This is a genomic window from Plantactinospora endophytica (assembly GCF_016862915.1).
Lineage (GTDB): Bacteria > Actinomycetota > Actinomycetes > Mycobacteriales > Micromonosporaceae > Plantactinospora > Plantactinospora endophytica.
Window position 1 is genome coordinate 99053 of the sequence record NZ_BONW01000009.1, and the last position, 25541, is coordinate 124593.

Sequence of the window (25541 nt, forward strand, 5' to 3'; positions counted from 1 at the left end):
GGAGCGGCGGGCAGCCGACCGGCCGTGCCGTGCCGAGGGGAGATGTGAGATGGGCGAGAAGCGGGCGATCCTGGTCGTCGGTGCCACCGGCAACGTGGGCCGGGAGGTGGTCGCCGGGCTGCTGGCCGTCGGTGCCGAGGTCCGGGCCCTGGTTCGGAACCCGGACCGGGCCGACCTGCCGGACGGCGCGACTCCGTACCGGGGAGACCTCGCCGAGCCGCACACCGTGGCCGAGGCGGCGGCCGGGGTCGACGGGGTGTTCCTGCTCTGGCCGTTCGTGAACGCCGAGCGGGCGCCGGCGGTGGTGGACGCCCTCGCCGGGCCGGGAAGGCACGTCGTCTACCTGTCGGCGATGAACGTCCGGGACGACCAGGAGCCGGACCGCAACGGCTTCTGGGGCGAGGTCGAGCGGCTGATCGAGGGGTCCGGTTCGACCTGGACCTTCCTGCGTGCCGGCGGCTTCGCCGCGAACACCCTGGAGTGGGCGGACCAGATTCGGGCCACCGGGGAGGTCCGCTGGGTGTACGGCGACGCCGCCCGGTCGCTGGTCCACGAGCGCGACATCGCGGCGGTGGCGGTACGGGCGCTGACCGAGCCGGGGCACGCCGGTCGGAAGTACGTGCTGACCGGGCCGGAGCCGGTGACCCAGGCGGAGCAGGTGCGGCTGATCGGCGAGGCGGTCGGTCGGCCGGTGCAGTGGGTGGAGATCCCGGTCGAGCAGGTACGCCAGGACCTGCGCGACCGCTGGGGCGACGCCGGTTTCCTGGACGGTGCGCTCGCGTACTGGGCGGGGTTGGTGACCGAGCCGGAGCCGGTGACCCGGACCGTGCAGGAGGTGACCGGGGTGCCGGCGCGGAGCTTCCGGGAGTGGGCGATCGACCACGCGGCCGACTTCGCGCCGCTTCCCGTACCCGTCGACGGGGGCCGAGGGGTCGGTCAGCCGGAGAAAGGTGCACTACGTTGACCATCCACGACGGTTCGGCACAGCGGCGGAGGGACGGACGGAGATGACCACGGCAGAGGGTGACCGGGACGGGGTGCGGGACAATCCGACTGGCTGGGTCGGCGCGCACATCCGGCGTTACCTGGAGACCGACGGTGCGCAGGGACACGATTTCAACGGCTTTCCGACCCTGCTGCTCACCACGCGGGGCCGGAAGAGCGGCGAGCTGCGCCGGACGGCGCTGATCTACGGGCGGGACGGCGACCGGTACGTCGTGGTGGCCTCGAACGGCGCCGCCGTGCAGAACCCGAACTGGTTCCTGAACCTGGTCGCCGATCCCGAGGTGCGGGTGCAGGTCAGGGCCGACCGGTTCGTCGCCCGGGCCCGGGTCGCCGATCCCGCCGAACGCCCCGGGCTCTGGGAGCTGATGGCCGGGATCTTCCCGACCTACCGGACGTACGCCGAGCAGGCGCCCCGGCAGATCCCGGTGGTGGTGCTGGAACGCGTCTGAGTCGTCCCGGTCCCACCCGACGCCGGGCGCCGAGCCGGCCTCGACCGACCGGCCATAGTCGACGTTCCAATCTGCCGGATCATCGGCCTGAACCCGGATATTGCCGTATAACGGGCTTAAGGGATATTTCGGCGTGTCCGGTCCCCCGGGATCGGCGCGCCGCGATGCGCGAAAGGTCTGGTCATGCGAGCGCTTCGGGTGCTGCGGATCATCTCCCGGATGTCGGTGGGCGAGGCCGCGCCGCAGGTCGGCGCGTTGATGCGCGGGCTGGACCCGGACCGCTTCGAGCAACGGCTCTACGCGGGCCCGGTCGAGCCGGGGGCCGGGGACTACCGCCGGCTGCGGGCCAGCGACGTACCGGTCCGGATGCTGCCGGCGCTGCGGCGTCCGGTCCGGCCGGTCGACGACGTCCGGGCGTTGGCCGCGCTGATCGCGGAGACCCGGCACTTCCAGCCGGATCTGGTGCACACCCACGACCTGCGGGCCGGTGTGCTGGGCCGGATCGCGGCCGTGATCTGCCGGGTGCCGATCCGGGTGCACACCTTCCACACCCATCCGGTGTCCGGGTCGCTGCCCCCGGTGGCCGGCCAGTTGGTGGTCGGCGCGGAGCGAACGCTGGCCCGTACCAGTCATGCCCTGGTCGCGGTGGGTGCCCGGATCCGCGACGAACTCCTGGCCGCCTCGATCGGCCGCCCCGACCAGTACACCGTGATGCCGCCAGGTGCGAGCCTGTCGCCGCTACCCGGTCCGGACCAGGCCCGGCAGGCCCTCGGACTGCCCGCCGCCGGGCCGGTGGTGGCGTACGTCGGTCCGCTCGGTCCGGTGCAGCGACCGGACCAGATGCTCGCGGTTGCCAGAGCCGTCCGGCGTACCCGCGCCGACGTCCACTTCGTCGTCTGCGGTGAGGGCGACCAGTTGGCCGAGACGGTCGCGGCGGCCGTCGCCGACCGGCTCGACGTGACCTTCCTGCGCTGGCGGGCCGACCTGGAGACGGTCTACGCCGCGACCGACCTGGTGTTGCAGACCTCGGACCACGAGGGGACGCCGCTGGCACTGATCGAGGCCGGGCACGCCGGCCGGCCGGTGGTCGCCACCGACGTCGGCGGTACCGCCGAGGTGGTCCGGCACGGCCGGACCGGGCTGCTCTGCGACCGCGGGGACGTGGACGGACTGGCCCGGTCGGTGCTGCGGCTGCTGGCCGACGACGAGCTGCGCGACCGGATGGGTCGGGCGGCGCTGACCGAGACCAGGGAGGCGTTCGGCACGCCCCGACTGGTGGCCGCCACCCGGGACCTCTACCACCGGCTGGCGATGGCCCGGGGCTGCTGGCCGACCGAGTACGCCGAACCCGCCGGCACCCTGGCCCGCTGACCTCCCCGCCGACCGGGCAGGTATCACCCCGGGTCCGCTGACCTCTCCGCCGACCGGGCAGGTGTTCTTTCCGCGTACCGCGAGCGAGGCGGCTACAGGCGTTCGACGACCGGGCCCCGGCAGCGGTCACGGCTGTCGAAGACGTACCGGGCGGTCTTGACGATCATGTCGTAGTCGAGCCCGTCGTGGTCGGTGACCACCAGCACCGCGTCGGCGTCCCGGACCTCGTCCTCGGTCAACTCGACCATCGCCAGGTCGGTCGGCACGTGCCGGGGATCGGCGTACGGCTCGACCGCCCTGATCCGGGCGCCGAGCGCGTGCAACCGGCCGGCCAGGTCGATCGCGGGGGAGTCCCGGAGGTCACCGGTGTTCTTCTTGTACGCGAGCCCGATCATCAGCAGCCGCGCGCCGCGCAGCGGCCGACCCCGGGTACTCAGCCCGGCCATCACCCGCTGGGCCACGTACTCCGGCATGGCGTGGTTGATGTCGCTGGCCAGTTCCACGAACCGGAACTGTCGGCCGAGGCGGCGTTTCACCTGCCAGGACAGGTAGCAGGGGTCGATCGGCAGGCAGTGGCCCCCGATCCCCGGGCCGGGGCGGAACGACATGAACCCGAACGGCTTGGTGGCCGCCGCGTCGATGGCCTGCCAGATGTCGATGCCGAGCTGGTTGCTGAACGTCGCCAGCTCGTTGACCAGCCCGATGTTGACCTGACGGAAGGTGTTCTCGATCAGCTTGGTGAGTTCGGCGACCCGGGTCGAGTCGACCGGTACGGTCTGCCGCACGATCCGGCGGTAGAACGTGTCCACCCGGTCCAGCGCGGCCGGGCCCATCCCGGAGACCACCTTCGGGGTGTTCTCCAGTCGCCAGACCGGGTTGCCGGGGTCGATCCGCTCGGGACTGTAGCCGAGGTGGAAGTCGTCCGGGCTGCGCAGCCCGCTGCCTTCCTCCAGCAGCGGCCGGAGCAGCTCCTCGGTGGTACCGGGATAGGTCGTCGACTCCAGGATCACCGTGCAGTCGGGTCGGACGTACGGGGCGAGTGCCGTGCCGGCCTGCTCCACACAGCTCAGGTCCGGTACGCCGTCCCGCAGCGGTGTCGGCACGCTGATCACGCAGACGTCGAAGCCCCGGGCGTCGGTGTAGTCGCTGGTCGGCAGGTAGCGACCGGTGGCCAGGGCCGCGCCGAGCCGGAGGTCGGAGATGTCCTCGACGAAGGATTGCCCGCTGCCGAGCCGCTTGACCCGGTCGGTGTCGAGGTCGAGTCCGACGACGTCCAGTCCGGACTCCACGGCCGCCATCGCAAGGGGCAGACCGACGTACCCCTGACCGACGACAACCAGTTTTTCCCTGCTCATCCGGGCTCCCACGTGCCTCGACGACGTCGTGCACACCTTAGGATGATTTATCGTTGATCACCTTGGAAACGGGGATAAAGGGAAGTATTTGCTGGTGTCGTCCGAACAGCGTCGATCGCCGCACCGAAGGTAGCGATAAGGCTACCAACAGTGCGTACGAGCTGTGGTTCAGCCGCTGCCCGGGTCCGCCGGTCCGCCGGTGGGCGGCGGCTCGCCCGGACCGGTCGGCGGGTTGCTCTGCGGCGGGTTGGTCGGCGCCGACGTCTCCGGAGGTTCGGTGGTCGGGTCGGTGTCGGGGGTCCGGCTCGGCGTCGCCGAGGCGGTGGGGCGCGGCTGAGGGCTGTCCCGGGGGCGCGGCGGCGGGGTCTGCTGCCCGCTCGGCACGCTCGCGGACGGCTGCTCCGAAATCTCCGCCTCCACCGTCACGCTGCTGCTCGGCGTGGGTGAGGGTGGCCCGTTCGTCGCCGGAACCTCGTCGTCCATGTTCAACGCGATCACGGCGGCGACCACCGCCGCGCCCACCCCGATCACGGCCGCGACCCCGGCCAGGGTGAGGACGCCGAGGCTCGGGTCCCGGTCCCGGTCGCCGGGGTCCACCACCGGGTTGTCGGTCAGGGTGTCCGGCCCGCGCGCCGGGCCTGCGCCGCCGGCCGGAGCCGCCCCGGCCGGCCGGACGCCGAGCCCGGTGACGGCGGTCGGCTGCGCCGGGGCGATGACGCCACCGGTGGTCCCGGCGATCGCCCCCGCCGCGACCACCTCCGGGTCGTTCGCGGCGGCCCGGGCCGCCGTCGCCAGGGCGGCCGCATCCGCGTACCGGTCGGCCGGGTCCTTGGCCAGCGCCCGCATGATCAGCTCGGTGACCCGCTCCGGTACGTCGGCCGGCAGCGGATCCGGATCCTCGTGCAGGTGCTTCACCGCCACCTGGAGCGGGTTGTCCCCGGTGAACGGCGGCTGCCCGGACACGCACTGGTACGCCACCGCGCCCAGCGCGTAGACGTCGGTGACGGCCGAGACGGGCTTGCCGCTGGCCTGCTCCGGCGCCATGTAGAGCGCCGTGCCCGGCACCGCGTTCGAGCTGGTGATGCTGGTGATGTCCACCGAGCGGGCGACCCCGAAGTCCAGCAGCCGGACGGTGCCGTCGGCCTGCACCAGCAGGTTGCTCGGCTTCACGTCGCGGTGCACGATCCCGCCCAGGTGGGCGGCGTGCAGTGCCTGCGCGACCTGGGCCACCACGTGCATCGCGTCGACGACGCTCAGTCGTCCGTCCTCGCGGATCCGTGCCGACAGTGGTTCGCCGTCGACGTACTCCATGACGAGGTAGTCGGTCCGGCCGGAGGGGAGTTCGTCCTCGCCGTAGTCGAAGACCTGCACGATGCCCGGGTGGTGCAGGGTGGCCAGCATCCGGGCCTCGGCGCGGAACCGGGCGATGAAGTCGGGGTCGGCCAGCAGCGAGGGGAGCAGCACCTTGACCGCGACCCGGCGCCCCAGCACCACGTCGGTACTGCGCCACACGTCGCCCATTCCACCGGTGGCGACACGCTCGTCCAGACGGTAGCGCCCGCCCAGCAGGACTCCGGATTCCAGCACGTGCACACCGTACCCAGCCGGTGAGCCTCGTACGCAATCGTGGTGGCGACAGCGTTTCGGTGGTCGGTGGGCGCCGCGGGCCAGCGTACCCGGAGGCTCGCGCGACCGTTCCGGCGGCCCAGCCGCGCGCCCCGCCCGCTCAGCCGGAAACGGTGATCGCGCTCGAGTCGGCAGGGTCGTAACAGCGCAGCCGCTCGGGGTCGACGGCGAGCCAAACCGGGCTACCGGGACCGATCCGGAACGTCGGTGGCGCCTGCACCTTGAGCTGCCGGCCGGCCAGGTCGACGGTGAGCAGGATAGCCGCCCCGGTCGGCTCGACCACCTCCACCCGGGCCGCGAGCCGGTCCGGACCGTCGGCGTCGAAGACCTCGATGTTCTCCGCCCGGACCCCCACCGTCACCTCGTCGCCGGGGTGGTCGCCCAGCGTCGCGGGCGCGGCGGTGGACCGGTCGCCGATCCGCAGCCGGGTCCGGCCGTCGGCCCGGTCGACCCGGGCCGGCAGGAAGTTCATCGGCGGGGCGCCGAGGAAGCCGCCGACGAACTCGTCGGCCGGGCTGTCGTAGACCTCCAGCGGCGGGCCGACCTGTGCGACCCGGCCCTCCCGGAGCACCGCGATCCGGTCGCCGAGGGAGAGCGCCTCGGCCTGGTCGTGCGTGACGTAGACGGTGGTGGTGCCGAGCTTGCCGACGATCCGCTTCAGTTCGGTGCGGAACTCCATCCGCAGCAGCGCGTCCAGGTTGGACAGTGGCTCGTCCATCAGCAGCACGTCGGCGTCGGTGACGATCGCCCGGGCCACCGCGACCCGCTGCCGCTGCCCACCGGAGAGCTGCGCCGGATAGCGGTCCAGGTAGTCCGTGAGGTGCAGCAGCTCGGCCGCCTCGCCGACCCGCCGGTCGATCTCCGCCTTCGGCGTCTTCCGCATGGCCAGCCCGAACGCGATGTTCTGGCGGACCCGCATGTGCGGCCAGATGGCGTACGACTGGAAGACCATCGACAGCCCGCGTAGCCGGGCCGGCAGCTCCGTCACGTCCCGGCCGCCGATCTGCACGCTGCCGGAGTCCGGGGTCTCCAGCCCGGCGATCATCCGCAGCAGGGTGGTCTTGCCGCAGCCGCTCGGCCCGACCAGCACCAGGAACTCGCCGTCGCGCACCTCCAGGCTGATGTCGTCGGTGGCGGGGGAGCGGGTGCCCGGGTACGTCTTCACCAGGTTCCGCAACACGATCTCGGCCAACGCTCGTTCCTCTCAGCGGATCGTGGTTCCCCACATGTTCAACAGGTAGCGGCGCATGAACGCGATGAAGACCAGGGCCGGCACCACCAGCGCGAAGCCCCCGGCGAACCGGAACGCCAACGGCGAGTCGGCCAGCGTCGAGAGCACCTGGGCCGGCAGGGTACGCCGGTTGAGCGTGAGCACCGCCGCGCCGAGCACCTCGTTCCAGGAGGTGACGAAGGTGAAGATGGCGGCGGCGGCGATCCCGGGCAGCGCCTGCGGCAGTACGACCCGGGTGAACGCCCTCGGCGCGCTGGCTCCGAAGACCATCGCCGCCTCCTCGTGCTCGACCGGTACCGCCACGAAGATCGCCGACGTGATCAGTACGGTGGTCGGCAGCGCCAGTGCGGTGTGCAGCAGCGCCACCGCGTAGGTCGTGTCGTAGAGCCCGGTGGCCAGGAACACCCGGGCCAGCGGCACCGACAGCACCACGATCGGCAGCGCCCGGGTGAGCAGCAGGAAGAGCTGGTAGGGCTCTCGGCCCCGGAAGGCGTACCGGGCCACGGCGTAGCCGGCCGGCACCCCGAGGGCCAGCGACAGCGCCAGGCTTATCAGGCCCACCTCGACCGAGTTCTGGAAGCCGCCGACCACTCCGGTGCTGTCCAGGAAGACCCGCATCGTCTCGGTCGACAGCTCCGTGGGCAGCAGGGCGAGCGGGAACCGGTTCAGTGACTCCCGGCTGGAGAGCGCGGCCAGCGCGATCAGGTAGATCGGCAGCCCCATGAAGAGGGTGACCGCCACGCAGGCCACGTGGATCGCGATCGAGCGGCGCCGGGCCGCCCGCAGCCGGCTCACCGCTCGCCGCCGGTGGCTGCCGGATCGCGCAGCACCCGCAGGTAGACGACCGCAGTGCCGAGCGACATCAGCATGATCACCAGGGCGATCGCCGCCGAGACCCGCTCGTTCTGCAACGTCACGTACCACTGGTAGGTCTCGCCGACCAGCAGCGGGAAGCTCCGGCCGGTGAGCGCCTGGGCGACCGCGAAGGTCTGCAACCCGAGGATGGTACGCAGGATCAGCGCCACCTGGAGGCTGGGCCGCAACTGGGGCAGGATGACGTGGCGCAGCCGCTGCCAGTACGTCGCGCCGAAGACCGCCGCCGCCTCGTCGTAGTCCCGCGGGATGTTCTGCAACCCGGCCACCACGATCACGAGTACCAGTGAGGTGGCCCGCCACAGTTCGGCCAGCAGCACGGCGACGAACATCGTCGTCTGGTTGTCGTACGACAGCCAGGCGTAGCCGTCGCCGAGCCCGAGGTGGGCCAGCGCCGAGTTCAGGTACCCCCGGTCGGCGAAGATCGACAGCCAGACCAGCCCGGCGGCCAGATCACTGATCGCCAGCGGTACGCACCAGACGTAGAAGTAGAACGACGCCAGCCTCGGCCGCTCCCGCAGCAGCAGTGCCATGGTCAGCGCGAACGCGAACTGCAACGGGATCAGTACGACGATCAGCAGCGCGGTGTTCCGGGTCGCCGTCCAGAAGTACGGGTCGTCGACCATCCGGCGCAGGTGGGCCAGGGTCGGCCCGTCGGTGCCGGTGACCGCCTGCCCGACGCCGACGACGATCGGCCAGAGGAAGAGCGCGGCCAGGAACACCACCGAGGGGGCGACCAGCAACGCCGCCGTCGGTACCCGGGTTCGCCGTCGGCGGCGGCTCGGCCGGGCCGGTGTCGTCTTCGGTTCGGTGGGCGCCGGGTCCGGCGCGGTGGTCACTGCACCCGGCACGTCTGCCCCGCCACCACCGGGTCCGGCCGCCAGCACGGCACCTTCACCTCGTCGAGGATGGCGTTGAGCTGCTGGGCCTGCCGGTCCAGCACCTGCTGCACCGGCCGGCGGTCCAGGCAGATCTCCTTGAAGCAGTTCTTGAAGATCTGGGAGACCTCGCCGTCCTTGGCGCCCAGCCCGACCGGCGGCAGCGCGAGCAGTGCGCCCTGGGCGTCCTGCTGCCGGCGTACCGCCTCGGCCTCCAGCGCCACGGCCGGCGGCAGGTCGGTCGGCAGCGCGGCCTCGACCACCGGGAAGAAGGCGTTCCGGCGCAGCACCTCGAGTTGGACGTCCGGGGTGGTCAGCGTCTCGATCACCTGGCGGGCCCGGTCCGCGTCCGGGGCACCCTTCGGGATCGCCAGGCCGGCCACCACCAGCAGGTAGCCGAGCCCCTGCGGGCCGCGCGGCGCGGGCGCCATGATCCAGTCGTCCGGCTTGTCGGCCGGGGCGTTCACCAGCCGGGCCACGTGGTCCCAGGCGATCAGCACCTCGCCGCGTTGCAGCGGCTCCTGCATGTTGTCGTAGTTTGTGGACGCCGGAGCGGTCTGCGCCCACAACTCCACCATGTACTGCCAGGCCAGCACCGCCGCCGGGCTGCGGAACGTGGTCATCTGGCCGCCGGTGAAGCTCGGCAGCAGGTAGCCCTGGAAGAACCGGTGGTAGAGCCCCTTCGGCCCGCAGGGCAGGCCGAGGACCGGCTTGTTGCCGTTGGCCCGCCGGGCGTCGCCGACCCAGGTCAGCAACTGGTCGTACGTCAGGTTCTGCACGTCGGCGCCGCTGGGCAGCCACTGCAACGCCCGCTTGTTGACCGCCAGCACGTACGACGCCTGCATCCACGGCAGGTAGGTGGTGGCGCCGCCGGACAGCTTGCCGAGGTCGGCGAGGTCGGTCGGGATCCTCCGGTCGGCCAGCTTGCCGGCCAGGTCGTCGAGGTTCTCGAACTTGTCGGCGTGCGGGGCGAAGTCGCCGTGCAGCCCGCCGGCCAGGCTGACCTGGACCCGGCCGGCACCCACCTGCGAGGTGATGGTCGAGGAGAAGACGTTCGGCTCGACGGTGTTGTACGCGACCGCACCGCCCTTGACCCGGTCCCGCAGGATCTGCTCGAAGCGCTGCCGCTCCTCCACCGGGGTGAACTGGGTGGAGAGGAAGGTGATCGCCCCTTCCTCGTCCGAGCCGGTGGTCGACGCGCCGCCGCAGGCGCCCAGCAGCGGCGCGGCTCCGGCGGCGAGGCCGAGCCCGAGTAGCCGGCGCCGGTCGAGCCGGAGATCTGTGCCGGGCCTGCCTGCGTGTCGTGCCATCGTGCCTCCCCGTGACGGTGGTGGCCGGCCCGGTTGGACTGCTGAGCGGGCACCGATGCCGGCTGGAGCGGAGTGTCACAAGTGCACATATTTGCAAGCATGGTGTCAAGCCGAGCGGGCCGTTACCCTCCGTCCCGTTATCGAACCGGTGTCGCGCCGAGTCCGGCCCGGCCCGCTCATTCGGCTTGTTCGGTGAGCCGGTCGGCCTCCTCGGCGAGTTGCCGGGCCAGCGGTTCGATCCGGGCCCGCCAGGCGGCCAGCGCCGTCGCCCGCGCGCCGTCCGCGTCGGCCGGGCCGGTCTGTTCGAGTACGAGCCGGGCGCCGTGCCCGGTGCCCCGGGTCAGCTCCCACCGGACCCGGCCGGCGGACGCGCCGTCGGCTTCCCAGGCGTACTCCAGCAGGGTCGGGGGGTCGAGTGCGGTGATCGGCCCGGCCGGGAACTCGGCGGTGGTGAAACCGGCCGGTGGCGGTGCGCCGAGTTGGGCCGGCAGATCGGGCGACTGGCCGGTCAGGGCCGCCCAGACCGCCTCGGCGGGCCGGGTCAGTTGCCGCTCGAAGCGCACCCGCCAGCCGTTCCCGGTCTCCTCAGCGACACCGTCGGCCAGCCCGAACCGCTCGACGTACGACTCGTGCAGCCGGCCGGACGGGCGCTGGGTCGGGTCGACGGGCCGGCCGTCCAGGATGCCGGTCAGGGCGTCCAGGCAGAGCTTCCAGCCGGAGGCGAAGCTCGCCGCGCCGGCCCGGTCGTCGAAGACGTGGCTGAACACCAGCAGGCAACCCGGTCCGTCCGGGTGCAACTCGATCCGGAACAGATCGTCCTCCCAGGTGAAGGCGAAGAGCCGGGGCGGCTCGTACGCGCTGATCCGGCCGACCGAATCCGGCGGCGCGTCGGGACCGGAGCCGAAACTGAAGGTGATGGACCCGTCGACGCGCGGCTCCAGGCGTACCTCGGCGGGGAACCATTCGCGCAGGTGTTCCGGCTCGGTGACAGCGGGCCAGACCTTCTCCGGCGGATGGGCCAGCCGCCGTTCGATGCGCAGCATCTGGCGGCCGTGCACGGTCTCCAGGCTCTCGGTCACGGCAACTCCTCGGATTCGGGGTCGATCTGCTGGTGGCCGGCGGGACCGGCGGAAGTGTCGGACCCGGATGGCATGGTGTTCAGATGCCGTTCAAGCGCGTCGAGCCGACCGGACCACATCCATCGGTACGGTGCGAGCCAAGCGTCGAGTTCGGCGAGCGGTTCGGGGCAGAGTTCATACCAGCGACGTTGCGCCTCCGGGCGCACCCGGACCAGCCCGGCGTCGCGCAGCACCCGCAGGTGTTTCGAGGTGCCCGGTTGGGTCAGCCCCAGCTGCTCGGTCAGCTCGCCGACCGACCGTGGGCGCTCCCGGAGCAGGTCCAGGATCTGTCGCCGGACCGGCTCGGCGAGCACCTCGAACGCAGTGGCCATGACCGCGAACATACCAACTCAGTAATATGCCGAGCAAGTTATGTAACAGTGCGCCCCTGGAACTCGCCGGAGGTTGGGCTCCGGAAAAAGGGGTAAGGAGAGTCGGTTCCCGACGGAGGGAGGCCCGCAGCTATGCCGTCCGACCTGGACAGCGGCATGATCCTGCGCGCGGTGGAAGACGCCGAGGGTTACGTCGCGAAGATCTGCTTCAAGACCGGCCCACCCACGCTCAGCGGTGTAGAACTCGAATGGACCGTGCACGACGCGGCCGTTCCGAGCCGACCGGCCGACCCGGCCCGGCTCCGCTCCGCACTCGGACCGCACGCCCCGACCACCCTCGATCCCGCCAGCTCCGCCCTACCGTTGCCCCGCTCGGGCACGGTCAGCGTCGAGCCCGGCGGCCAGGTGGAACTCTCCACCGCCCCCTGCCGCTCCCTCGCCGAACTGCACGAGACCACCACCTCGGACATCGCCCACCTCACCGAGCTGCTCGGTGCCGAGGGCCTCGTTCTCGGCGACACCGGCATCGACCCGCACCGACCACCGACTCCGGTGGTCGACACCCCCAGGTACCGCGCGATGCGGTGCGCCTTCGACCGGCTCGGCAGCGCCGGCCGGACCATGATGTACAGCACCGCCGGGCTCCAGGTCTGCCTGGACGCCGGTACGACCGACCAGTTCGTCGACCGGTGGGCCGCCGCGCACGCGTTCGGCCCGCCCCTGCTCGCCGCCTTCGCCACCGCCCGCCGGCACGCCGGCCGGGACACCGGCTGGGCCTCCGCCCGGATGGCCGCCTGGCAGCACATCGACCCGGCCCGGACCCGTCCGGCCTGGTCACCGCCGAGCGGCTCGGCCGACCCGGTGCACGCCTGGGTCCGGTACGCGCTCGCCGCCCCACTGCTCTGCGTACGCCGGGACGGCGGGGACTGGACCGTGCCGGCCGGGATCACCTTCCGGGACTGGCTGGCCGGTGCGCTGCCCGGGTCGCCGACAACCGACGACCTCGACTACCACCTCAGCACCCTGTTCCCGCCGGTACGCCCCCGTGGCTACCTGGAGATCCGCTACCTGGACGCCCAGCCGGGCGGGGAGTGGATCGCCCCGGTCGGAGTGCTCGCCGCCCTGCTCGGCGACGACCGGACCCGGGACGAGGCCCGGGCGGCCTGCGAACCGGTCGCCGGCCGGTGGGCCGAGGCGGCCCGGAGCGGGCTGCGGGACCCGCTGCTGGGCAACGCCGCCGACACCCTGCTCGACCTCGCGCTGCGGTCGCTGGACCGCACCGGTCTGCCCCCGGCGACCCGCGAGGAGATCACCCGGATCGTGGCGCGGCGGCTGACCGCCGTGCGGGAGGGATCGAGATGACCGACGTCCGATCTGACGACCGGCCGACCGAGTCGCTGCGCGACCGGATCGCCACCGAACTCGGCCGGGCCCGGGACCGCAGTGTCCGGCTCACCGAGGCCGTCGACGACGACGACCTCGTCCGGCAGCACTCGCCGATCATGTCCCCGCTCGTCTGGGACCTCGCGCACATCGGCAACCAGGAGGAGTTGTGGCTGCTGCGCGACGTGGGCGGCCGTACGCCGGTGCGGCAGGACATCGACGAGCTGTACGACGCGTTCAAACACCCCCGCAAGGACCGGCCGGCCCTGCCGCTGCTCGGCCCGACCGAGGCCCGGCGGTACGTCGGCACCGTCCGGGACAAGGTCTTCGACCTGCTCGACGGCGTCCGGTTCGAGGGGCGTCGACTGGTCACCGACGGGTTCGCGTTCGGCATGATCGCCCAGCACGAGCAGCAGCACGACGAGACGATGCTGGCCACCCACCAACTCCGGGCCGGTCCGCCGGTGCTCTCCGCGCCCCCGCCGCCGCCCTCGGTCCGACCGGTCGGTGCCGAGGTGCTGGTGCCGGCCGGCCGGTTCACCATGGGCACCTCGACCGACCCGTGGGCGCTGGACAACGAGCGTCCCGGGCACCCGGTCGACCTGCCGGCGTACGTCATCGACGCGGCGCCGGTGACCAACGCGGCGTACCTCGCCTTCGTCGACGACGGCGGCTACGCCGATCCGCGCTGGTGGAGCGGTCCGGGCTGGCAACACCGGTCGTCGGCCGGGCTGACCGCACCGATGCACTGGCGGCGGGACGGCACCGGCTGGGGCTGCACCCGGTTCGGCCGGTACGCCCCGCTGGTGCCGGACGAGCCGGTGGTGCACGTCGGCTATCACGAGGCCGAGGCGTACGCCGCCTGGGCCGGCAAGCGGCTGCCGACCGAGGCCGAGTGGGAGAAGGCGGCCCGCTGGGACCCGGTCAGCGGCCGGTCCCGCCGGTATCCGTGGGGCGACGAGGACCCGACGCCGGAGCACGCCAACCTCGGACAGCGGCACCTGGCTCCGGCACCGGTCGGGGCGTACCCGGCGGGCGCCTCACCGCTCGGCGTACACCAGTTGATCGGGGACGTCTGGGAGTGGACCGCGAGCCCGTTCCTCGGCTATCCGGGGTTCGCCGCCTTCCCCTACCGGGAGTACTCCGAGGTCTTCTTCGGATCGGACTACCGGGTGCTCCGGGGCGGCTCCTTCGGCACCGACCCGGTGGCCTGCCGGGGCACCTTCCGCAACTGGGACCTGCCGATCCGTCGGCAGATCTTCAGCGGCTTCCGGTGTGCCCGGGACGCCCGGCCGGACGAGACCGCGTGACCGGGCGGGACGTACCGGCCGGCCGGCGGGCCCGGGTCGGCTGATGTGCCGCCACCTGGCCTATCTCGGCCCGCCGCTGCCGTTGTCCGCGCTGCTCGTCGATCCGCCGCACTCGCTGCTCCGGCAGTCCTGGGCGCCCCGGGACATGCGTGGCGGCGGGACGGTGAACGCGGACGGCTTCGGCGTCGGCTGGTACCCGCAGCACGGCCCGCCGGTGCGCTACCGGCGGGCCGTGCCGATCTGGACCGACGACACCCTGCCGCTGCTGGCCGCGACGACGGTCTCCGGGGCGGTACTGGCGGCGGTCCGCTCGGCCACCGTCGGCATGCCGGTGGTGGAGACCGCCGCCGCCCCGTTCGCCGACGGACCCTGGCTGTTCAGCATGAACGGGGCGGTGGCCGGCTGGCCGGACTCGGTCGCGGCCACCGCCGCCCGGCTGCCGACCCGGGACCTGCTGACCCTGGACGCCCCGACCGACGCGGCCCTGCTCTGGGCGCTGGTACGGCACCGGCTGCGGGCCGGTGCCACCCCGGCCGACGCGGTCGGCGGGACCGTCCGGGAGGTGGCCGCCGCCGCACCCGGTTCCCGGCTGAACCTGCTGTTCACCGACGGGCACCTGCTGGTGGCCACCACCGTCGGGCACGCGCTGTCGGTACGGACCGCCGACGGATCGGTGCTGCTCAGTTCCGAGCCGCTGGACGACGGGCCGGGCTGGCGACCGGTCCCGGACGGTCACCTGGTGGTGGCGACCACCAACCGGCTCGATCTCACGCCGATGCAACCACAGGGTGAGACGTCACCGGTCCGGCCGGAGCCGACCGGGCGGGCGTGAGCGGCGGTCGAGGCAGGACCGAACCAGGACCCGCCGCACGGGGCGGCGGTGTCGACCGAGGGGAGTGTGCGGGTGACCGCGGATCCGTTGGAGATATACCTGGAGGAGCGGGACCTGGACCGGGCGCTGCGGGAGGACGTCCGTACCGGGCTCACCGCCGTACCCCGGTGGTTGCCGCCCAAGTGGTTCTACGACGCCCGGGGCAGCGAGCTGTTCGAGGAGATCACCCGGCTGCCCGAGTACTACCCGACCCGGGCCGAGCGGTCCGTCCTGGCGGCCCGGGCCGGGGAGATCGCCCGGCTCACCGACGCGAAGACCCTGATCGAGCTGGGCTCGGGCTCGTCGGAGAAGACCCGCCTGCTGCTCGACGCGCTGACCGCGCACGGCAGCCTCGGCACCTTCGTACCGCTGGACGTCTCGGTCAGCGCGCTGCGGCAGTCGACCGCCGACATCGCCGCCGCCTATCCCGGGCTGCGGGTACGCGGCATCGTCGGCGACTTCACCCGGCACCTGGACCGGCTGCCGACCGGTGGCCGGCGGCTGGTCGCCTTCCTCGGCGGCACCATCGGCAACCTGCTGCCGGCCGAGCGGGCCACCTTCCTGGCCGCGCTGCGGTCGGCGTTGGAACGGGGCGACTGGCTGCTGCTCGGCACCGACCTGGTGAAGGACCCCGGCGTGCTGGTGCCGGCGTACGACGACGCCGCCGGGGTGACCGCCGAGTTCAACCGCAACGTGCTGCGGGTGCTCAACCGCGAACTTGGCGCGGACTTCGACGTGGACGCCTTCGACCATGTCGCGGTCTGGGACCCGGACCGGAGGTGGATCGAGATGCGGCTGCGCGCCCGGCAGCCGATGCGGGTCCGGGTGCTCGACCTCGATCTGACCTTCGCGGCGGGGGAGGAGATGCGGACCGAGATCTCGGCGAAGTTCCGTCCGGCGGACGTCGACGCGGAGCTGGCCGCCGCCGGCTTCACCGGGCAGGCCCGGTGGACCGACGACGACGGCCTCTTCGCGGTGACCCTCGCCCAGGCCACCTGACCCGGCTCAGCTGCCGACGTACTGCTCGGCATAGGTCGAGCTGGGCGCGATCGGGGTGATGACGTCGATCAGTACCCCGTTCGGGTCGGCCACGATGAAGTGCCGTTGCCCGAAGTCCTCGCTGCGCAGCTCCAGCTCGGCCGGCAGGCCCTCGTCGAGGACGAGTCGGCGCCACTCCGCGTCGACGTCGGTCACCTCGAAGTTGAGCAGCAGGCCCCGCACCGGAGCCCGGTACGCCGCCGGCAGGGTCGGGTGTTCGTGGTCGAGCAGTGCGAGTTCGTACTCGGGCGGGCCGGGGCGGCGCAGGCTGACGTACCAGTCGGCCTCGAAGGTCGGCTCGAACCCGAGCAACCGGGTGTAGAAGTTCCGGGACTCCGTCAACCGGGAGGTGCAGATCACCGGATAGAAGCTGGTCAGCACGAGGAAGAACCCCTTTCGCATACCGTCGGTATGTGAAAGTAAGCTAGTTGGCGTACCAGCGGTATGTCAACGGAGGATGTGCGATGCCGGACCTCACCCGACGGCAACAGCGGGAGCAGACCCGCCAGACCCTGCTGCGTACCGGTCGACGGCTCTTCGCGACCCGGGGCTATGCCGGGGTGGGGCTGGCGGAACTGGTCCAGGCGGCCGGGGTCACCAAGGGTGCGCTCTACCACCACTTCGACAGCAAGGCCGCGCTGTTCCACGCCGTGCTCGCGCAGGTGCAGCAGGAGGTCGCCGGGCGGGTGGTCGCGGCGGCCGAGGCCGAGGGCGATCCGTGGACCCGGTTCACCGCCGGGTGCGAGGCGTTCCTCGCCGCCAGCACCGATCCGGAGGTGCAGCGGATCATGCTGGTGGACGGCCCCGCCGTACTGGGCTGGGCGCAGTGGCGGGCGCTGGACGAGGCCAACTCGGCCCGGCACCTGACCGAGGCGCTCGTCGCCCTGGTCGAGAGCGGAGTGATCGCCCCGCAGCCGGTCGCCCCGCTGACCCGCCTGCTCTCGGGCGCCATGAACGAGGCGGCGCTCTGGCTCGCCACGTCGACGCGACCGGCGGAGGACATGGCCGAGACCGTCGCCGCACTGACCCGGATGCTGGGGGCGCTCCGTTCCCGATGACCCGAGCGCCGGCCGGAGCTGGATACCCGCTGGTCCGGGTGCTGGCCGAGCCGCGTAGCCGCCGGGCCGGGCGCGCTGCGTACCCGACGACCCGAGCGCCGGATCGTGACGTCCCGGCGGCGGGTGAGGGCGGGTTATCGCCGCCCCACCTGCTCGGGTAGGCTCGTCGGCAGCGAAGGGGAGTAGCTCCCAACGTCGTGGTCGACATACTGGTGCGCCCGTGTCGCGCACCCGGCCACGCGGCCGCACCCCGGTGGGGCGGGCGAGACCTTCGACTCAGGCAGCAATGCCGGGTCGAGGTCGCCCACGCCCCCGCCCGGCATCGACCGGGAAGGGTGACATGCAGGACTTCAACACCGCCTTGGCGATCAGCTTCGGCGTCATCTTCGTGGCCGAGTTGGGCGACAAGTCGCAGTTGATGGCGTTGACCTTCGCCACCCGGTTCAAGGCACTTCCGGTGATCATCGGGATCACCGTGGCCACCGCGGTCGTACACCTGGCCTCGGTCGCCCTCGGCGTCGGTCTCGGCGCCGCACTGCCGACCGGATGGATCGCGCTCGTCGCCGGACTGGCCTTCCTCGGGTTCGGGATCTGGACGCTGCGCGGCGACTCGCTGACCGAGGAGGAGCAGCGCAAGGCGGAACGGACCCGCCGCTCCGCCATCATCGCGGTCTCGATCGCGTTCTTCCTGGCCGAACTCGGCGACAAGACGATGCTCGCCACGATCACCCTGGCCACCCAGCACGGCTGGTTCGGCACCTGGCTCGGCTCGACCGTCGGGATGGTCGCCGCCGACGCCCTGGCCATCTGGGTCGGCCGGATCCTCGGCCGCCGGCTGCCGGAGAAGACCATCCGGTACGGCGCCAGCGCGCTGTTCGGGATCTGCGGCATCTGGCTGTTGGTGGACGCCGTCCACCAACTGACCTGACCGCTGGCGGGTGTGGGACGGCCGGGATCCGGGTAGCCGTCCCGATGGCCAGCGGGCTGTCCGGCGGAGCGTGGCCCGAACGGAGGACTACTGCATGACCAGGCACGATGAGCCGAACGAGTACGGGTTCGCCGGTGAGGTGGCGCTGCCCGAGCCGGAGCGGCCGCACAAGCGGGACGTGGTCCGGGACGAGGCCGAGGAGGCCGCCGTGCCGGGTTCGGACCTGTCGGCCGAGTTCCGGGAGGCGCTCGCCGACTCGGACCAGGTGGACGACGACGAGGCGGACGAGGAACCGGCCGGGCCCTCGTCGCGGTAGTTTCCGACTTCGGTAGTTCCCGGTCCCCGCACCGGTGTTTCCGGCACGTCTACGGCGCCGGCCGTCAAGGCCGGCGCCGTTTCGCCTTCCCGCCCCTGCCCCTTCCCCGGAACCTGTTCCCCGGCCGCGCGTGCCCACCGGGACGGCCCGACGACACCGCCGGTACTAATCGGCGGTATTGGGCCGAGTGAGACTACTGAGGGCGTTCAATCATCTACATTCGGTAGGAGCTGCCAGGCGACAAGTGGGAACTTTTCATACTGTCGCATTTTTTGTGATCACTAGAGGTCTTTGGCGCCCCCCGACCCGGTTGGTGCTGAGACGGGAGGCCGGGGCTGATGGACCTGCACGCTTACCTGCGCGCACTGCGCCAACGCTGGTGGGTGGTACTCGCGACGGTCATGGTCGCGCTGGGCCTCGCCGGGTTCGTCACGGTACGCGCGACCCCCCAGTACGCCTCGTCCGTGACGTTCTTCGTCACCTCCTCCGGGCACGGGATGACCGACGCGTACCAGGGCAGCCTCTTCCTCCAGCAGCGCGTGAAGTCGTACGTCGACCTGCTCAGCAGCGACCGGCTCGCGCAGACCGTCGCGGCGGAGGAGCGGGTCGGGCTCACCGCCGACGAGGTGCGGTCCCGGGTCAGCGCGCGGGTCGAGGCGGACACCGTCCTGCTCTCCGCCACGGTCACCGACAGCGACCAGGCCAGGGCGCTCCGGCTCACCGAGGCGCTGGCCGCGCACTTCGTGAAACTCGTGCACACCATCGAGACGCCACCCGGCGCCAAGGACCCGCCGATCAAGATCGAGGTGGTCGGCGGCCCCCGGGTGAACGCCGAACCGGTCTCGCCCCGCCCGGTCCGCAACCTCGTCCTGGCCGGCGTCTTCGGCCTGGTGCTCGGCGCCGCGCTTTCCGTACTGCGCGGACTGACCGACACCACCTTCCGGGACGGCGAGACGCTCCAGGAGGCGACCTCGGCGCCACTGCTCGGCAGCATCCCGTACGACGGGCACGCCCGGTCGAACCCGCTGATCGTCGGTACCGCCGCCCAGACGGCGCGGGCCGAGGCGATGCGCAAGCTGCGGACGAACCTGCGGTTCGTGGACGCCCAGGAACCGGCCCGGGTCATCGCGGTGACCAGTGCGGTGCAGGCGGAGGGGAAGTCCACCCTCGCCTGCAACCTGGCGATCACGCTCGCCGAGGCGGGCTGGCAGGTGTTGCTGGTCGACGCCGACCTGCGCCGCCCCCGGGTGGCCGGCTATCTCGGCATCGGGTCCGGCGCCGGCCTGACCGACGTGCTGATCGGCGAGGTCACCGTCGAGGACGTGCTGCAACCGTGGGGGGACAAGTCCCTGCTGGTGCTGCCGGGCGGCTCGGTGCCGCCGAACCCGAGCGAACTGCTCGGCTCGAAGGCCATGGCCGACCTGCTGCTCTCGCTGCGGGACCTGACCGACATCGTCATCATCGACACCCCGCCGCTGCTCGCCTTCACCGACGGCGTGGTGGTCGCGGTGCAGGCCGACGGCGCGCTGCTGGTGGCCAGGCAGGGCAAGACCCCGAGCGCGCAGACCGCCGCGGCGGCCCAGGCGCTGCACTCGGTCTCCGCCCGGGTGCTCGGCTGCGTCCTGAACATGTCGAAGGAAAACAAGATCGACGTCGAGCAGTACCGGGCGTACCGCAAGGGCGCGCCGGTGGAGACCGTCCTCGCCGCGCGCGGCGAGGAGTCGTCCGCCGCCCTTCCGGTGCGTATCCCCCCGAAAGACGCCGTGGTCGCCGCGCCCGCGGACAACACGGAGGAGCTCGACCGGGTACCGCGATGACCGCGGTCGCGCCCGGTCGCGGGGTGATCGGGGGATGAGAAATGAAGATCGGAGTTATCTCGTACTGGTTTCCGCCTGAGCCCGCCTTCATTCCGGGCTGCCTGGCGGAGGAACTGGCCGACCGGGGTCACGAGGTCCGGGTGCTCACCGGGTTCCCGAACCATCCGACCGGGCAGGTCTACCCGGGGTACCGGCAGCGGTGGCGGCACCAGAGCACCGACGGCGGGGTCAGCATCCGGCGGGTGCCGACGTACGCGAGTCACGACGGTACGGCGGCCCGACGGGCGGCCCGGCAGCTCACGTACGCGATGAGCAGCGCACTGGCCGCCCCCGGTTTCCTGTCCGGGGTGGACGCCCTGTACGTCTACTTCCCCCCGGCCGGCGCGTACGCGGCGGCGGCCCTGCTCCGGCTGCTGCGCCGGGTGCCGGCGGTGGTGCACGTCCAGGACATCTGGCCGGAGGGGGTGACGCCGCCCGGCGAGGCGGGGCGGGACGGCTCCGGCGGATTCACTTCCGGACTGCTCAGCCGGACGATGCGGGCGATCTACCGGTCGGCGGCCGGGATCGCGGTGATCTCGCCGTCGATGCGGGACGTGGTGGTCGAGCGGGGCGCCGACCCGGACCGGGTACGGGTGGTGCTCAACTGGACCGACGAGCGGCTGTTCCGGCCGATGGGTACCACTCCGGCGGCTCGGCGGGCGATCGGGCACCGGGGGCACACCACGGTGATGCACGCCGGCACGATGGGTCCGTTCCAGCGCGTCGACACGGCGGTGCGGGCCGCCGCCGCGGTGAACGGCAAGGTGGACCTCGATCTCGTACTTGTCGGGTCCGGGTCGGAGGAGCAGCAGTCCCGGCGGCTCGCGGAGGAACTCGGCGCGACGAACGTCCGGTTCCTCGGCTGGCGTCCACCGGCCGAGATGGCCGACCTGTACGCCGCCGCCGAGTACCAGCTCGTGCTGTTGCGCGACCTGCCCGCGCTGCGCGGGGCGGTACCGGCCAAGTTGCAGGCCGCGCTCTCCGCCGGGGCTCCGGTGGTCGCCTCGGCCGGCGGGGACACCGCCGACCTGGTGGAGCGGGCCCGGGCCGGACTCTCCTGCCCGCCGGAGGACTGGCAGGCGCTGGCCGACCGGTTCGCCCTGGCCGCGGTCATTCCGAGCACCGCTCGCGCGGAGATGGCGCAGCGGGCTCGGGACAGTTATCTCTCCCGGATGTCGCTGCGGACCGGTGTCGACCAGATGGAGCAGATGCTGGCCGAGGCAGCGTCCAGCCGGCGGCGGCATTGACCTGGGGGTTCGCCGTGCTCTCGCGATGCTTTGAGTGTTTTATGAGCTTTTCTCACTGAAAAAGCATAAAAGAATCATAAGAGCACTTGAAATACCAACAGTGATGTCTTCACCCGTGCTATAGAGATATAGAGCACTAACGGCCTTGTGTCTAGTTCGTCAGATTTTGTCGAAAGCGGTGATGGCGGTGGGGGACGTGTCCCCGAGGCGGCGGACGGGACGCCGTCGAGCGGTGCGACGGACCCTCCGTCGGGTCCTGCTCACCGCGCTCGTGCTCGGCTGCCTGCTGGCCGTGGCCGGCGGCTGGCTCGGACTGCGCGGCTGGCAGGCGCGGGGACACCTGGAGAACGCCGCCAGCCTGGCCCGGGAGCTGAGCCAACAGGTGCTCGACGGGCAGACCGGGCAGGCCCGCCGGACCCTGGAGGCGTTGCAACAGCAGACCGGCGCCGCCCGGTCCCGTACCGGTGACATCGGCTGGCGGGCCGCCGGCTCCGCCCCGTACGCCGGCCGGAGCATGGTGGCGGTCCGGGAGCTGGCGGCCGGCGTCGACGAACTCGCCCGGCGGGCCTTTCCCGCCCTCGTCGAGCTGAACCCGCAGAGCCTGCTGCCCACCTCGGGACGGCTCGACCTGGCCGCCCTGCGCGGCGCGACGCCCTCGCTCGTCGAGGCGGACACGGTCGTACGCGAGGTCCGGGACCGGATCGTCGGCCTGCCGACCTCCGGTCTCGCCCCCGCGGTCCGGGACGCGGTGGCGCGGTTCCGCGCCGAACTGGACCGGCTGGTCGAGGTCACCACCGCCGTCCGACGCAGCGCCGCCCTGCTGCCCACCCTGCTCGGCGACAACGGCACCCGCACCTACCTGGCGGTCTTCCAGAACCTCGCCGAGCCCCGGGCGACCGGCGGGATCTTCGGCGCCTACGCCGTCATCCGGGCCAGCAAGGGCGAGGTCAAGCTGGTCAAGCAGGGATCGGCGACCGAGCTGAACACCTACGGCCGGCCGCCGGTGCCACTGAGCAAAGAACTGCGCGCGCTCTACACCGACCTGCCCGGGATCTATCCGGCGGACGTGAACCTCACCCCGCACTTTCCCACCGCAGCCACTCTCTACCGCGAGATGTACCGCCGGGCCGGCGGCGGCACCGTCGACGGGGTACTCGCCACCGACCCGGTGGCGCTCTCCTACCTGCTGAACGCCATCGGGCCGGTGCAGGTGCCGGGACATCCGACGCTCACCGCACCCACCGTGGTCCGCACCCTGCTCTCGGACGCGTACCGCCGGCTGGACAAGCCGGCCCAGCAGGACAACTACTTCGCCGTGTCGGCCCGCGCGGTCTTCGACGCCGTGCTCACCCGTCCGGTGAACCCCCGGGCGGTGGCCCAGGCGGTCAACACGGCCGTCACCGAACGGCGGATCCTCTTCTGGAGCGCACACCCCGCCGAGCAGCAGGAACTCGTCGACACCCGGTTGGCCGGAGTACTGCCGGAGCAGGAGTCGGTGCACAACGTCGGCGTCTTCCTCAACGACGGCAGCGGCGCCAAACTCGGCTACTACCTGCACCGCTCGGCCGAACTGACCGTCGGCGACTGCCGCGCGGACCGCAGCCGGGAGCTTCACCTCCGGATCACGCTGCGCTCCTCGGCCCCCAGGTCCGGGCTCAGCGAGACGGTGCGCGGGCTCGGGCTCTCCGGCGACCCGTACACCGCCCGGGTGCTGGTCTCGGTGTTCAGCCCGGTACGTGGCGCACCGCTCGCCGCCCGGCTGGACGGCAAGCCGAAACCGATGGGCGGCGGCGTCGAGCGGGGGCGCCGGGTCGGCGTACTCGCCGTCGACGTCGGACCCGGCCGTACCCGGGTACTGGAGGTCGGGCTGCTGACCCCGCCCAACGCCGGCGGCACGGTCGAGTTGTGGCTCACCCCCGGCCCGACCCCATGGACCACCCGTGTCAGTTCCGCACCCGCGTGTGGCCGGTAGGCCGGCACGTCAGACAAGTCATGCGATCCGTTGTGAACGTCATGCGATCAGTAGAGAGAGGAACCATCATGCGGCTATCCCGCATCATCGGCTCGGCCGTGGCGACGCTTGCCACGGTGGGCGCGTTCGCCGTCGCGGGGTCGCCCGCACAGGCTCAGCCGTTACCACAACCACCGTACCCACCACAGCCGCCAGCCCTGACGGTGAGCGACCCGACCGTGGAGGTGAACCAGGTGTTCACCGTCTTCGGTTCCGGGTACGGCGGTAACGAACTCGTCCGGCTCGTCTTCCGGCGTACCCCGCTCGCGCTCGGGGAGGCCGGGGCGGCGGTGCAGGAGTCCGGCGGGGTCGGCGCGATGCTGCCGATCGCGCAGGCGCCGACGGTGTACCGCAACCCGACCACGATCACCGTCCAGGCGAACGTGACCGGGGAGTTCTCGGTCCGGGTCCGGTTCAGCCGGACCGGCTACGTGAACATCACCGGCACCGGGCTCACCACCGGCCGGGTGGCCAGCGCCGGGGTCACGGTGGTCGTGGGACAGCCGCCGCTACCCGTCACCGGCAGCAGCACCGGCCCGCAGATCGCGCTCGGCACCATGCTGCTGATCGCCGGTGTGGTACTCGTCCTGGTGGCCTTCGCCTGGCGGATCAACAGCCGCCGTCGAGGCCGGTCGCGGGAGCTGACCTCGGTCGGCTGACGCATGGCGGCCCGGCCGCCGAGCCACGCGCGCAGGGGCGCCTGTCGGACGAGCAATCGCGTCCGACGGGCGCCCTTCGGCGCGTACCGGCCGCGGTTCCCGCGCCGGGTCGCACGGCGGTGCGGTTTCGAGGCGCCGGGCCGGGGTCAGGTCGAGGCGACGCGTGCCCCGGGCCAGGGTCAGGTCGACGCCTGCTCCTGGCCAGGGTCAGGTCGAGGGCGAGGCGTGGCAGCCGGGGCCCTGCACCATGCGCTGGAAGTCCGGACACTGTAGGAAGTCCTCCGCCGGGCAGCCGAGCGCGTGGTCGAGCAGGTCCCGCGAGGCGGTGGCGGTGGCGATCCGGCGGTCCAGTTCGTCGCGGTGCCGCTGGAGCACGGCGCGGCGGGCCACCGCGTCGTCGGTGCCGAACATCAGCCGGAGTTCGTCCAGGCCGAAGCCGACAGCGCGGCCGTGCATGATGATCGCCACCCGGGTGAGCTGCGCACGGGCGTAGCGGCGCCGTCCGTTGACCCGGCGGTCCGGCTGGAGCAGCCCGACCGACTCCCAGTGCCGCAGCACGTGGGTGGCCAGTCCGAAGTGCGCGGCCAACTCGCCGATGGTCAGTTCGGCGCCCGTGGCCGGCGCGGGGCTTGACTTCATGTTGACATTAACATGCAGAGTGGGGCCCATGGTCAAGCGAGAGAGCGCCCGCCGACTCTGGGACCGGCGCGCGGCGAGCTACGACAGCCAGGGCGACCGGATGGAGCGGCTCACGATCGGGGACAGTCGTGAGTGGATCTGCGCGCGGGCCAGAGGCCGGACCCTGGAGGTGGGCGTCGGCACCGGCCGCAACCTTTCCTGGTACGACAAGAGCGTCGACCTGACCGGCATCGACCTCAGCCCCAACATGCTGGCGGCGGCCCGCCGTCGCGCCGGGACGCTCGGCCGGCAGGTCGAGTTGCGGGAGGGCGAGGCGGAACACCTGCCCTTCCCCGACGCGACCTTCGACACCGTCGTCTGCACCCTGGCGGTCTGCACCGTCGCCGACCGGAACGCGGCGCTCGCCGAGATGCGCCGGGTACTCCGTCCGGGCGGCCGGCTGCTGCTGCTCGACCACGCGGAGCGGCGGTGGGTCCGGGGCCGCCCGGCAGACCTCGCCCTGCGGCACGGCTTCGTGGCCGAGTCCCGGAGCCGACTCCGGCTCGGCCTCATCGAACGGCTCTCCGCGCGGAAACCGGGCTGATCACCTGATGTCCGCCCGGAAGCGGGCTGATCACCTGATGTCCGCGCGGAAGCAGGCGGATCATCCGCCGTCCGCGCGGAAGCGGACCTGACCA

The 25541-nt window shown here is 72.3% G+C and carries 25 protein-coding genes; 15 read left to right on the forward strand and 10 right to left on the reverse strand.

Annotation, left to right across the window (positions count from 1 at the left end; translation table 11 throughout):
- Nucleotides 1–49: 49 nt before the first annotated feature.
- The 3 genes from Pen02_RS11010 to Pen02_RS11020 all read left to right on the forward strand — a co-directional run bounded on the left by Pen02_RS11010 (nucleotide 50) and on the right by Pen02_RS11020 (nucleotide 2825).
- Nucleotides 50–964 carry an NAD(P)H-binding protein gene (locus Pen02_RS11010; protein WP_203865866.1) on the forward strand — a complete coding sequence of 305 codons (915 nt, stop codon included), beginning with the start codon at nucleotides 50–52 and terminating at the stop codon, nucleotides 962–964.
- A 43-nt stretch (nucleotides 965–1007) separates the two neighbouring features.
- Nucleotides 1008–1454: a nitroreductase family deazaflavin-dependent oxidoreductase gene (locus Pen02_RS11015; protein WP_203865867.1), complete on the forward strand. Its 447-nt coding sequence runs from the start codon at nucleotides 1008–1010 to the stop codon at nucleotides 1452–1454.
- Nucleotides 1455–1637: 183 nt separating this feature from the next.
- Entirely contained in the window at nucleotides 1638–2825 is a 1188-nt protein-coding gene (locus tag Pen02_RS11020; protein WP_203865868.1) for a glycosyltransferase, read from the forward strand.
- Between the two features lie 92 nt (nucleotides 2826–2917).
- Here Pen02_RS11020 and Pen02_RS11025 read toward each other — a convergent pair whose 3' ends face one another.
- From Pen02_RS11025 to Pen02_RS11060, 8 genes are all read right to left on the reverse strand, one after another.
- Complete coding sequence (locus Pen02_RS11025; protein ID WP_203865869.1) at nucleotides 2918–4180, reverse strand: nucleotide sugar dehydrogenase; 1263 nt, start codon at nucleotides 4178–4180, stop codon at nucleotides 2918–2920.
- Between the two features lie 168 nt (nucleotides 4181–4348).
- Nucleotides 4349–5767, reverse strand: coding sequence for a serine/threonine-protein kinase (locus tag Pen02_RS11030; RefSeq protein ID WP_203865870.1), 1419 nt, complete (start codon nucleotides 5765–5767; stop codon nucleotides 4349–4351).
- A gap of 139 nt (nucleotides 5768–5906) precedes the next feature.
- Nucleotides 5907–6998 (reverse strand): ABC transporter ATP-binding protein, encoded by a 1092-nt coding sequence (locus Pen02_RS11035; protein WP_203865871.1) that lies wholly within the window; start codon nucleotides 6996–6998, stop codon nucleotides 5907–5909.
- A gap of 12 nt (nucleotides 6999–7010) precedes the next feature.
- Nucleotides 7011–7832 (reverse strand): carbohydrate ABC transporter permease, encoded by an 822-nt coding sequence (locus Pen02_RS11040; protein ID WP_239140461.1) that lies wholly within the window; start codon nucleotides 7830–7832, stop codon nucleotides 7011–7013.
- Nucleotides 7829–8761 carry a carbohydrate ABC transporter permease gene (locus Pen02_RS11045; RefSeq protein ID WP_239140462.1) on the reverse strand — a complete coding sequence of 311 codons (933 nt, stop codon included), beginning with the start codon at nucleotides 8759–8761 and terminating at the stop codon, nucleotides 7829–7831. Before Pen02_RS11045 ends, Pen02_RS11040 begins: the two co-directional genes overlap by 4 nt.
- A complete protein-coding gene (locus Pen02_RS11050) occupies nucleotides 8746–10098 on the reverse strand; it encodes an ABC transporter substrate-binding protein (protein ID WP_203865872.1) in 1353 nt (450 codons plus the stop codon). The genes Pen02_RS11045 and Pen02_RS11050 overlap by 16 nt, the downstream gene beginning before the upstream one ends.
- 176 nt (nucleotides 10099–10274) lie before the next feature.
- Complete coding sequence (locus tag Pen02_RS11055) at nucleotides 10275–11177, reverse strand: SRPBCC family protein (protein WP_203865873.1); 903 nt, start codon at nucleotides 11175–11177, stop codon at nucleotides 10275–10277.
- The gene (locus Pen02_RS11060; protein ID WP_203865874.1) at nucleotides 11174–11548 is read right to left on the reverse strand and encodes an ArsR/SmtB family transcription factor; all 375 of its coding nucleotides are present in this window, start codon (nucleotides 11546–11548) and stop codon (nucleotides 11174–11176) included. Before Pen02_RS11060 ends, Pen02_RS11055 begins: the two co-directional genes overlap by 4 nt.
- A gap of 132 nt (nucleotides 11549–11680) precedes the next feature.
- On the opposite strand from Pen02_RS11060, the gene egtA reads away from it, so the two are divergent.
- From egtA to egtD, 4 genes are all read left to right on the forward strand, one after another.
- Nucleotides 11681–12910 (forward strand): ergothioneine biosynthesis glutamate--cysteine ligase EgtA, encoded by a 1230-nt coding sequence (gene egtA, locus Pen02_RS11065; protein ID WP_203865875.1) that lies wholly within the window; start codon nucleotides 11681–11683, stop codon nucleotides 12908–12910.
- On the forward strand, nucleotides 12907–14241 hold the full coding sequence (gene egtB, locus Pen02_RS11070; protein ID WP_203865876.1) for an ergothioneine biosynthesis protein EgtB: 1335 nt from the start codon (nucleotides 12907–12909) through the stop codon (nucleotides 14239–14241). Before egtA ends, egtB begins: the two co-directional genes overlap by 4 nt.
- Nucleotides 14242–14284: 43 nt before the next feature.
- Entirely contained in the window at nucleotides 14285–15073 is a 789-nt protein-coding gene (gene egtC / locus Pen02_RS11075) for an ergothioneine biosynthesis protein EgtC (RefSeq protein ID WP_203865877.1), read from the forward strand.
- A 72-nt stretch (nucleotides 15074–15145) separates the two neighbouring features.
- Nucleotides 15146–16111, forward strand: a complete 966-nt coding sequence (gene egtD, locus Pen02_RS11080; RefSeq protein WP_203865878.1) for an L-histidine N(alpha)-methyltransferase — start codon at nucleotides 15146–15148, stop codon at nucleotides 16109–16111.
- A 6-nt stretch (nucleotides 16112–16117) separates the two neighbouring features.
- Here the strand turns inward: egtD and Pen02_RS11085 are convergent, their stop codons facing one another.
- Nucleotides 16118–16552 carry a VOC family protein gene (locus Pen02_RS11085; protein ID WP_203865879.1) on the reverse strand — a complete coding sequence of 145 codons (435 nt, stop codon included), beginning with the start codon at nucleotides 16550–16552 and terminating at the stop codon, nucleotides 16118–16120.
- Between the two features lie 62 nt (nucleotides 16553–16614).
- Between Pen02_RS11085 and Pen02_RS11090 the strand changes: the two genes are divergently transcribed.
- The 7 genes from Pen02_RS11090 to Pen02_RS11120 all read left to right on the forward strand — a co-directional run bounded on the left by Pen02_RS11090 (nucleotide 16615) and on the right by Pen02_RS11120 (nucleotide 24225).
- Nucleotides 16615–17208 carry a TetR/AcrR family transcriptional regulator gene (locus Pen02_RS11090; protein ID WP_203865880.1) on the forward strand — a complete coding sequence of 198 codons (594 nt, stop codon included), beginning with the start codon at nucleotides 16615–16617 and terminating at the stop codon, nucleotides 17206–17208.
- A gap of 340 nt (nucleotides 17209–17548) precedes the next feature.
- A complete protein-coding gene (locus tag Pen02_RS11095; RefSeq protein ID WP_203865881.1) occupies nucleotides 17549–18136 on the forward strand; it encodes a TMEM165/GDT1 family protein in 588 nt (195 codons plus the stop codon).
- 94 nt (nucleotides 18137–18230) lie between these two features.
- Nucleotides 18231–18452 (forward strand): hypothetical protein, encoded by a 222-nt coding sequence (locus Pen02_RS11100; protein ID WP_203865882.1) that lies wholly within the window; start codon nucleotides 18231–18233, stop codon nucleotides 18450–18452.
- 338 nt (nucleotides 18453–18790) lie between these two features.
- Entirely contained in the window at nucleotides 18791–20269 is a 1479-nt protein-coding gene (locus tag Pen02_RS11105) for a tyrosine-protein kinase domain-containing protein (RefSeq protein WP_203865883.1), read from the forward strand.
- A 41-nt stretch (nucleotides 20270–20310) separates the two neighbouring features.
- Nucleotides 20311–21555 (forward strand): glycosyltransferase family 4 protein, encoded by a 1245-nt coding sequence (locus Pen02_RS11110; protein ID WP_203865884.1) that lies wholly within the window; start codon nucleotides 20311–20313, stop codon nucleotides 21553–21555.
- A gap of 232 nt (nucleotides 21556–21787) precedes the next feature.
- Nucleotides 21788–23527: a DUF4012 domain-containing protein gene (locus tag Pen02_RS11115; RefSeq protein ID WP_239140464.1), complete on the forward strand. Its 1740-nt coding sequence runs from the start codon at nucleotides 21788–21790 to the stop codon at nucleotides 23525–23527.
- Between the two features lie 68 nt (nucleotides 23528–23595).
- Nucleotides 23596–24225 carry a hypothetical protein gene (locus Pen02_RS11120; RefSeq protein ID WP_203865886.1) on the forward strand — a complete coding sequence of 210 codons (630 nt, stop codon included), beginning with the start codon at nucleotides 23596–23598 and terminating at the stop codon, nucleotides 24223–24225.
- A gap of 207 nt (nucleotides 24226–24432) precedes the next feature.
- Here the strand turns inward: Pen02_RS11120 and Pen02_RS11125 are convergent, their stop codons facing one another.
- The gene (locus Pen02_RS11125) at nucleotides 24433–24864 is read right to left on the reverse strand and encodes a MerR family transcriptional regulator (RefSeq protein ID WP_203865887.1); all 432 of its coding nucleotides are present in this window, start codon (nucleotides 24862–24864) and stop codon (nucleotides 24433–24435) included.
- A 28-nt stretch (nucleotides 24865–24892) separates the two neighbouring features.
- On the opposite strand from Pen02_RS11125, the gene Pen02_RS11130 reads away from it, so the two are divergent.
- Nucleotides 24893–25447 (forward strand): class I SAM-dependent methyltransferase, encoded by a 555-nt coding sequence (locus Pen02_RS11130; RefSeq protein WP_203865888.1) that lies wholly within the window; start codon nucleotides 24893–24895, stop codon nucleotides 25445–25447.
- Nucleotides 25448–25541 lie beyond the last annotated feature (94 nt).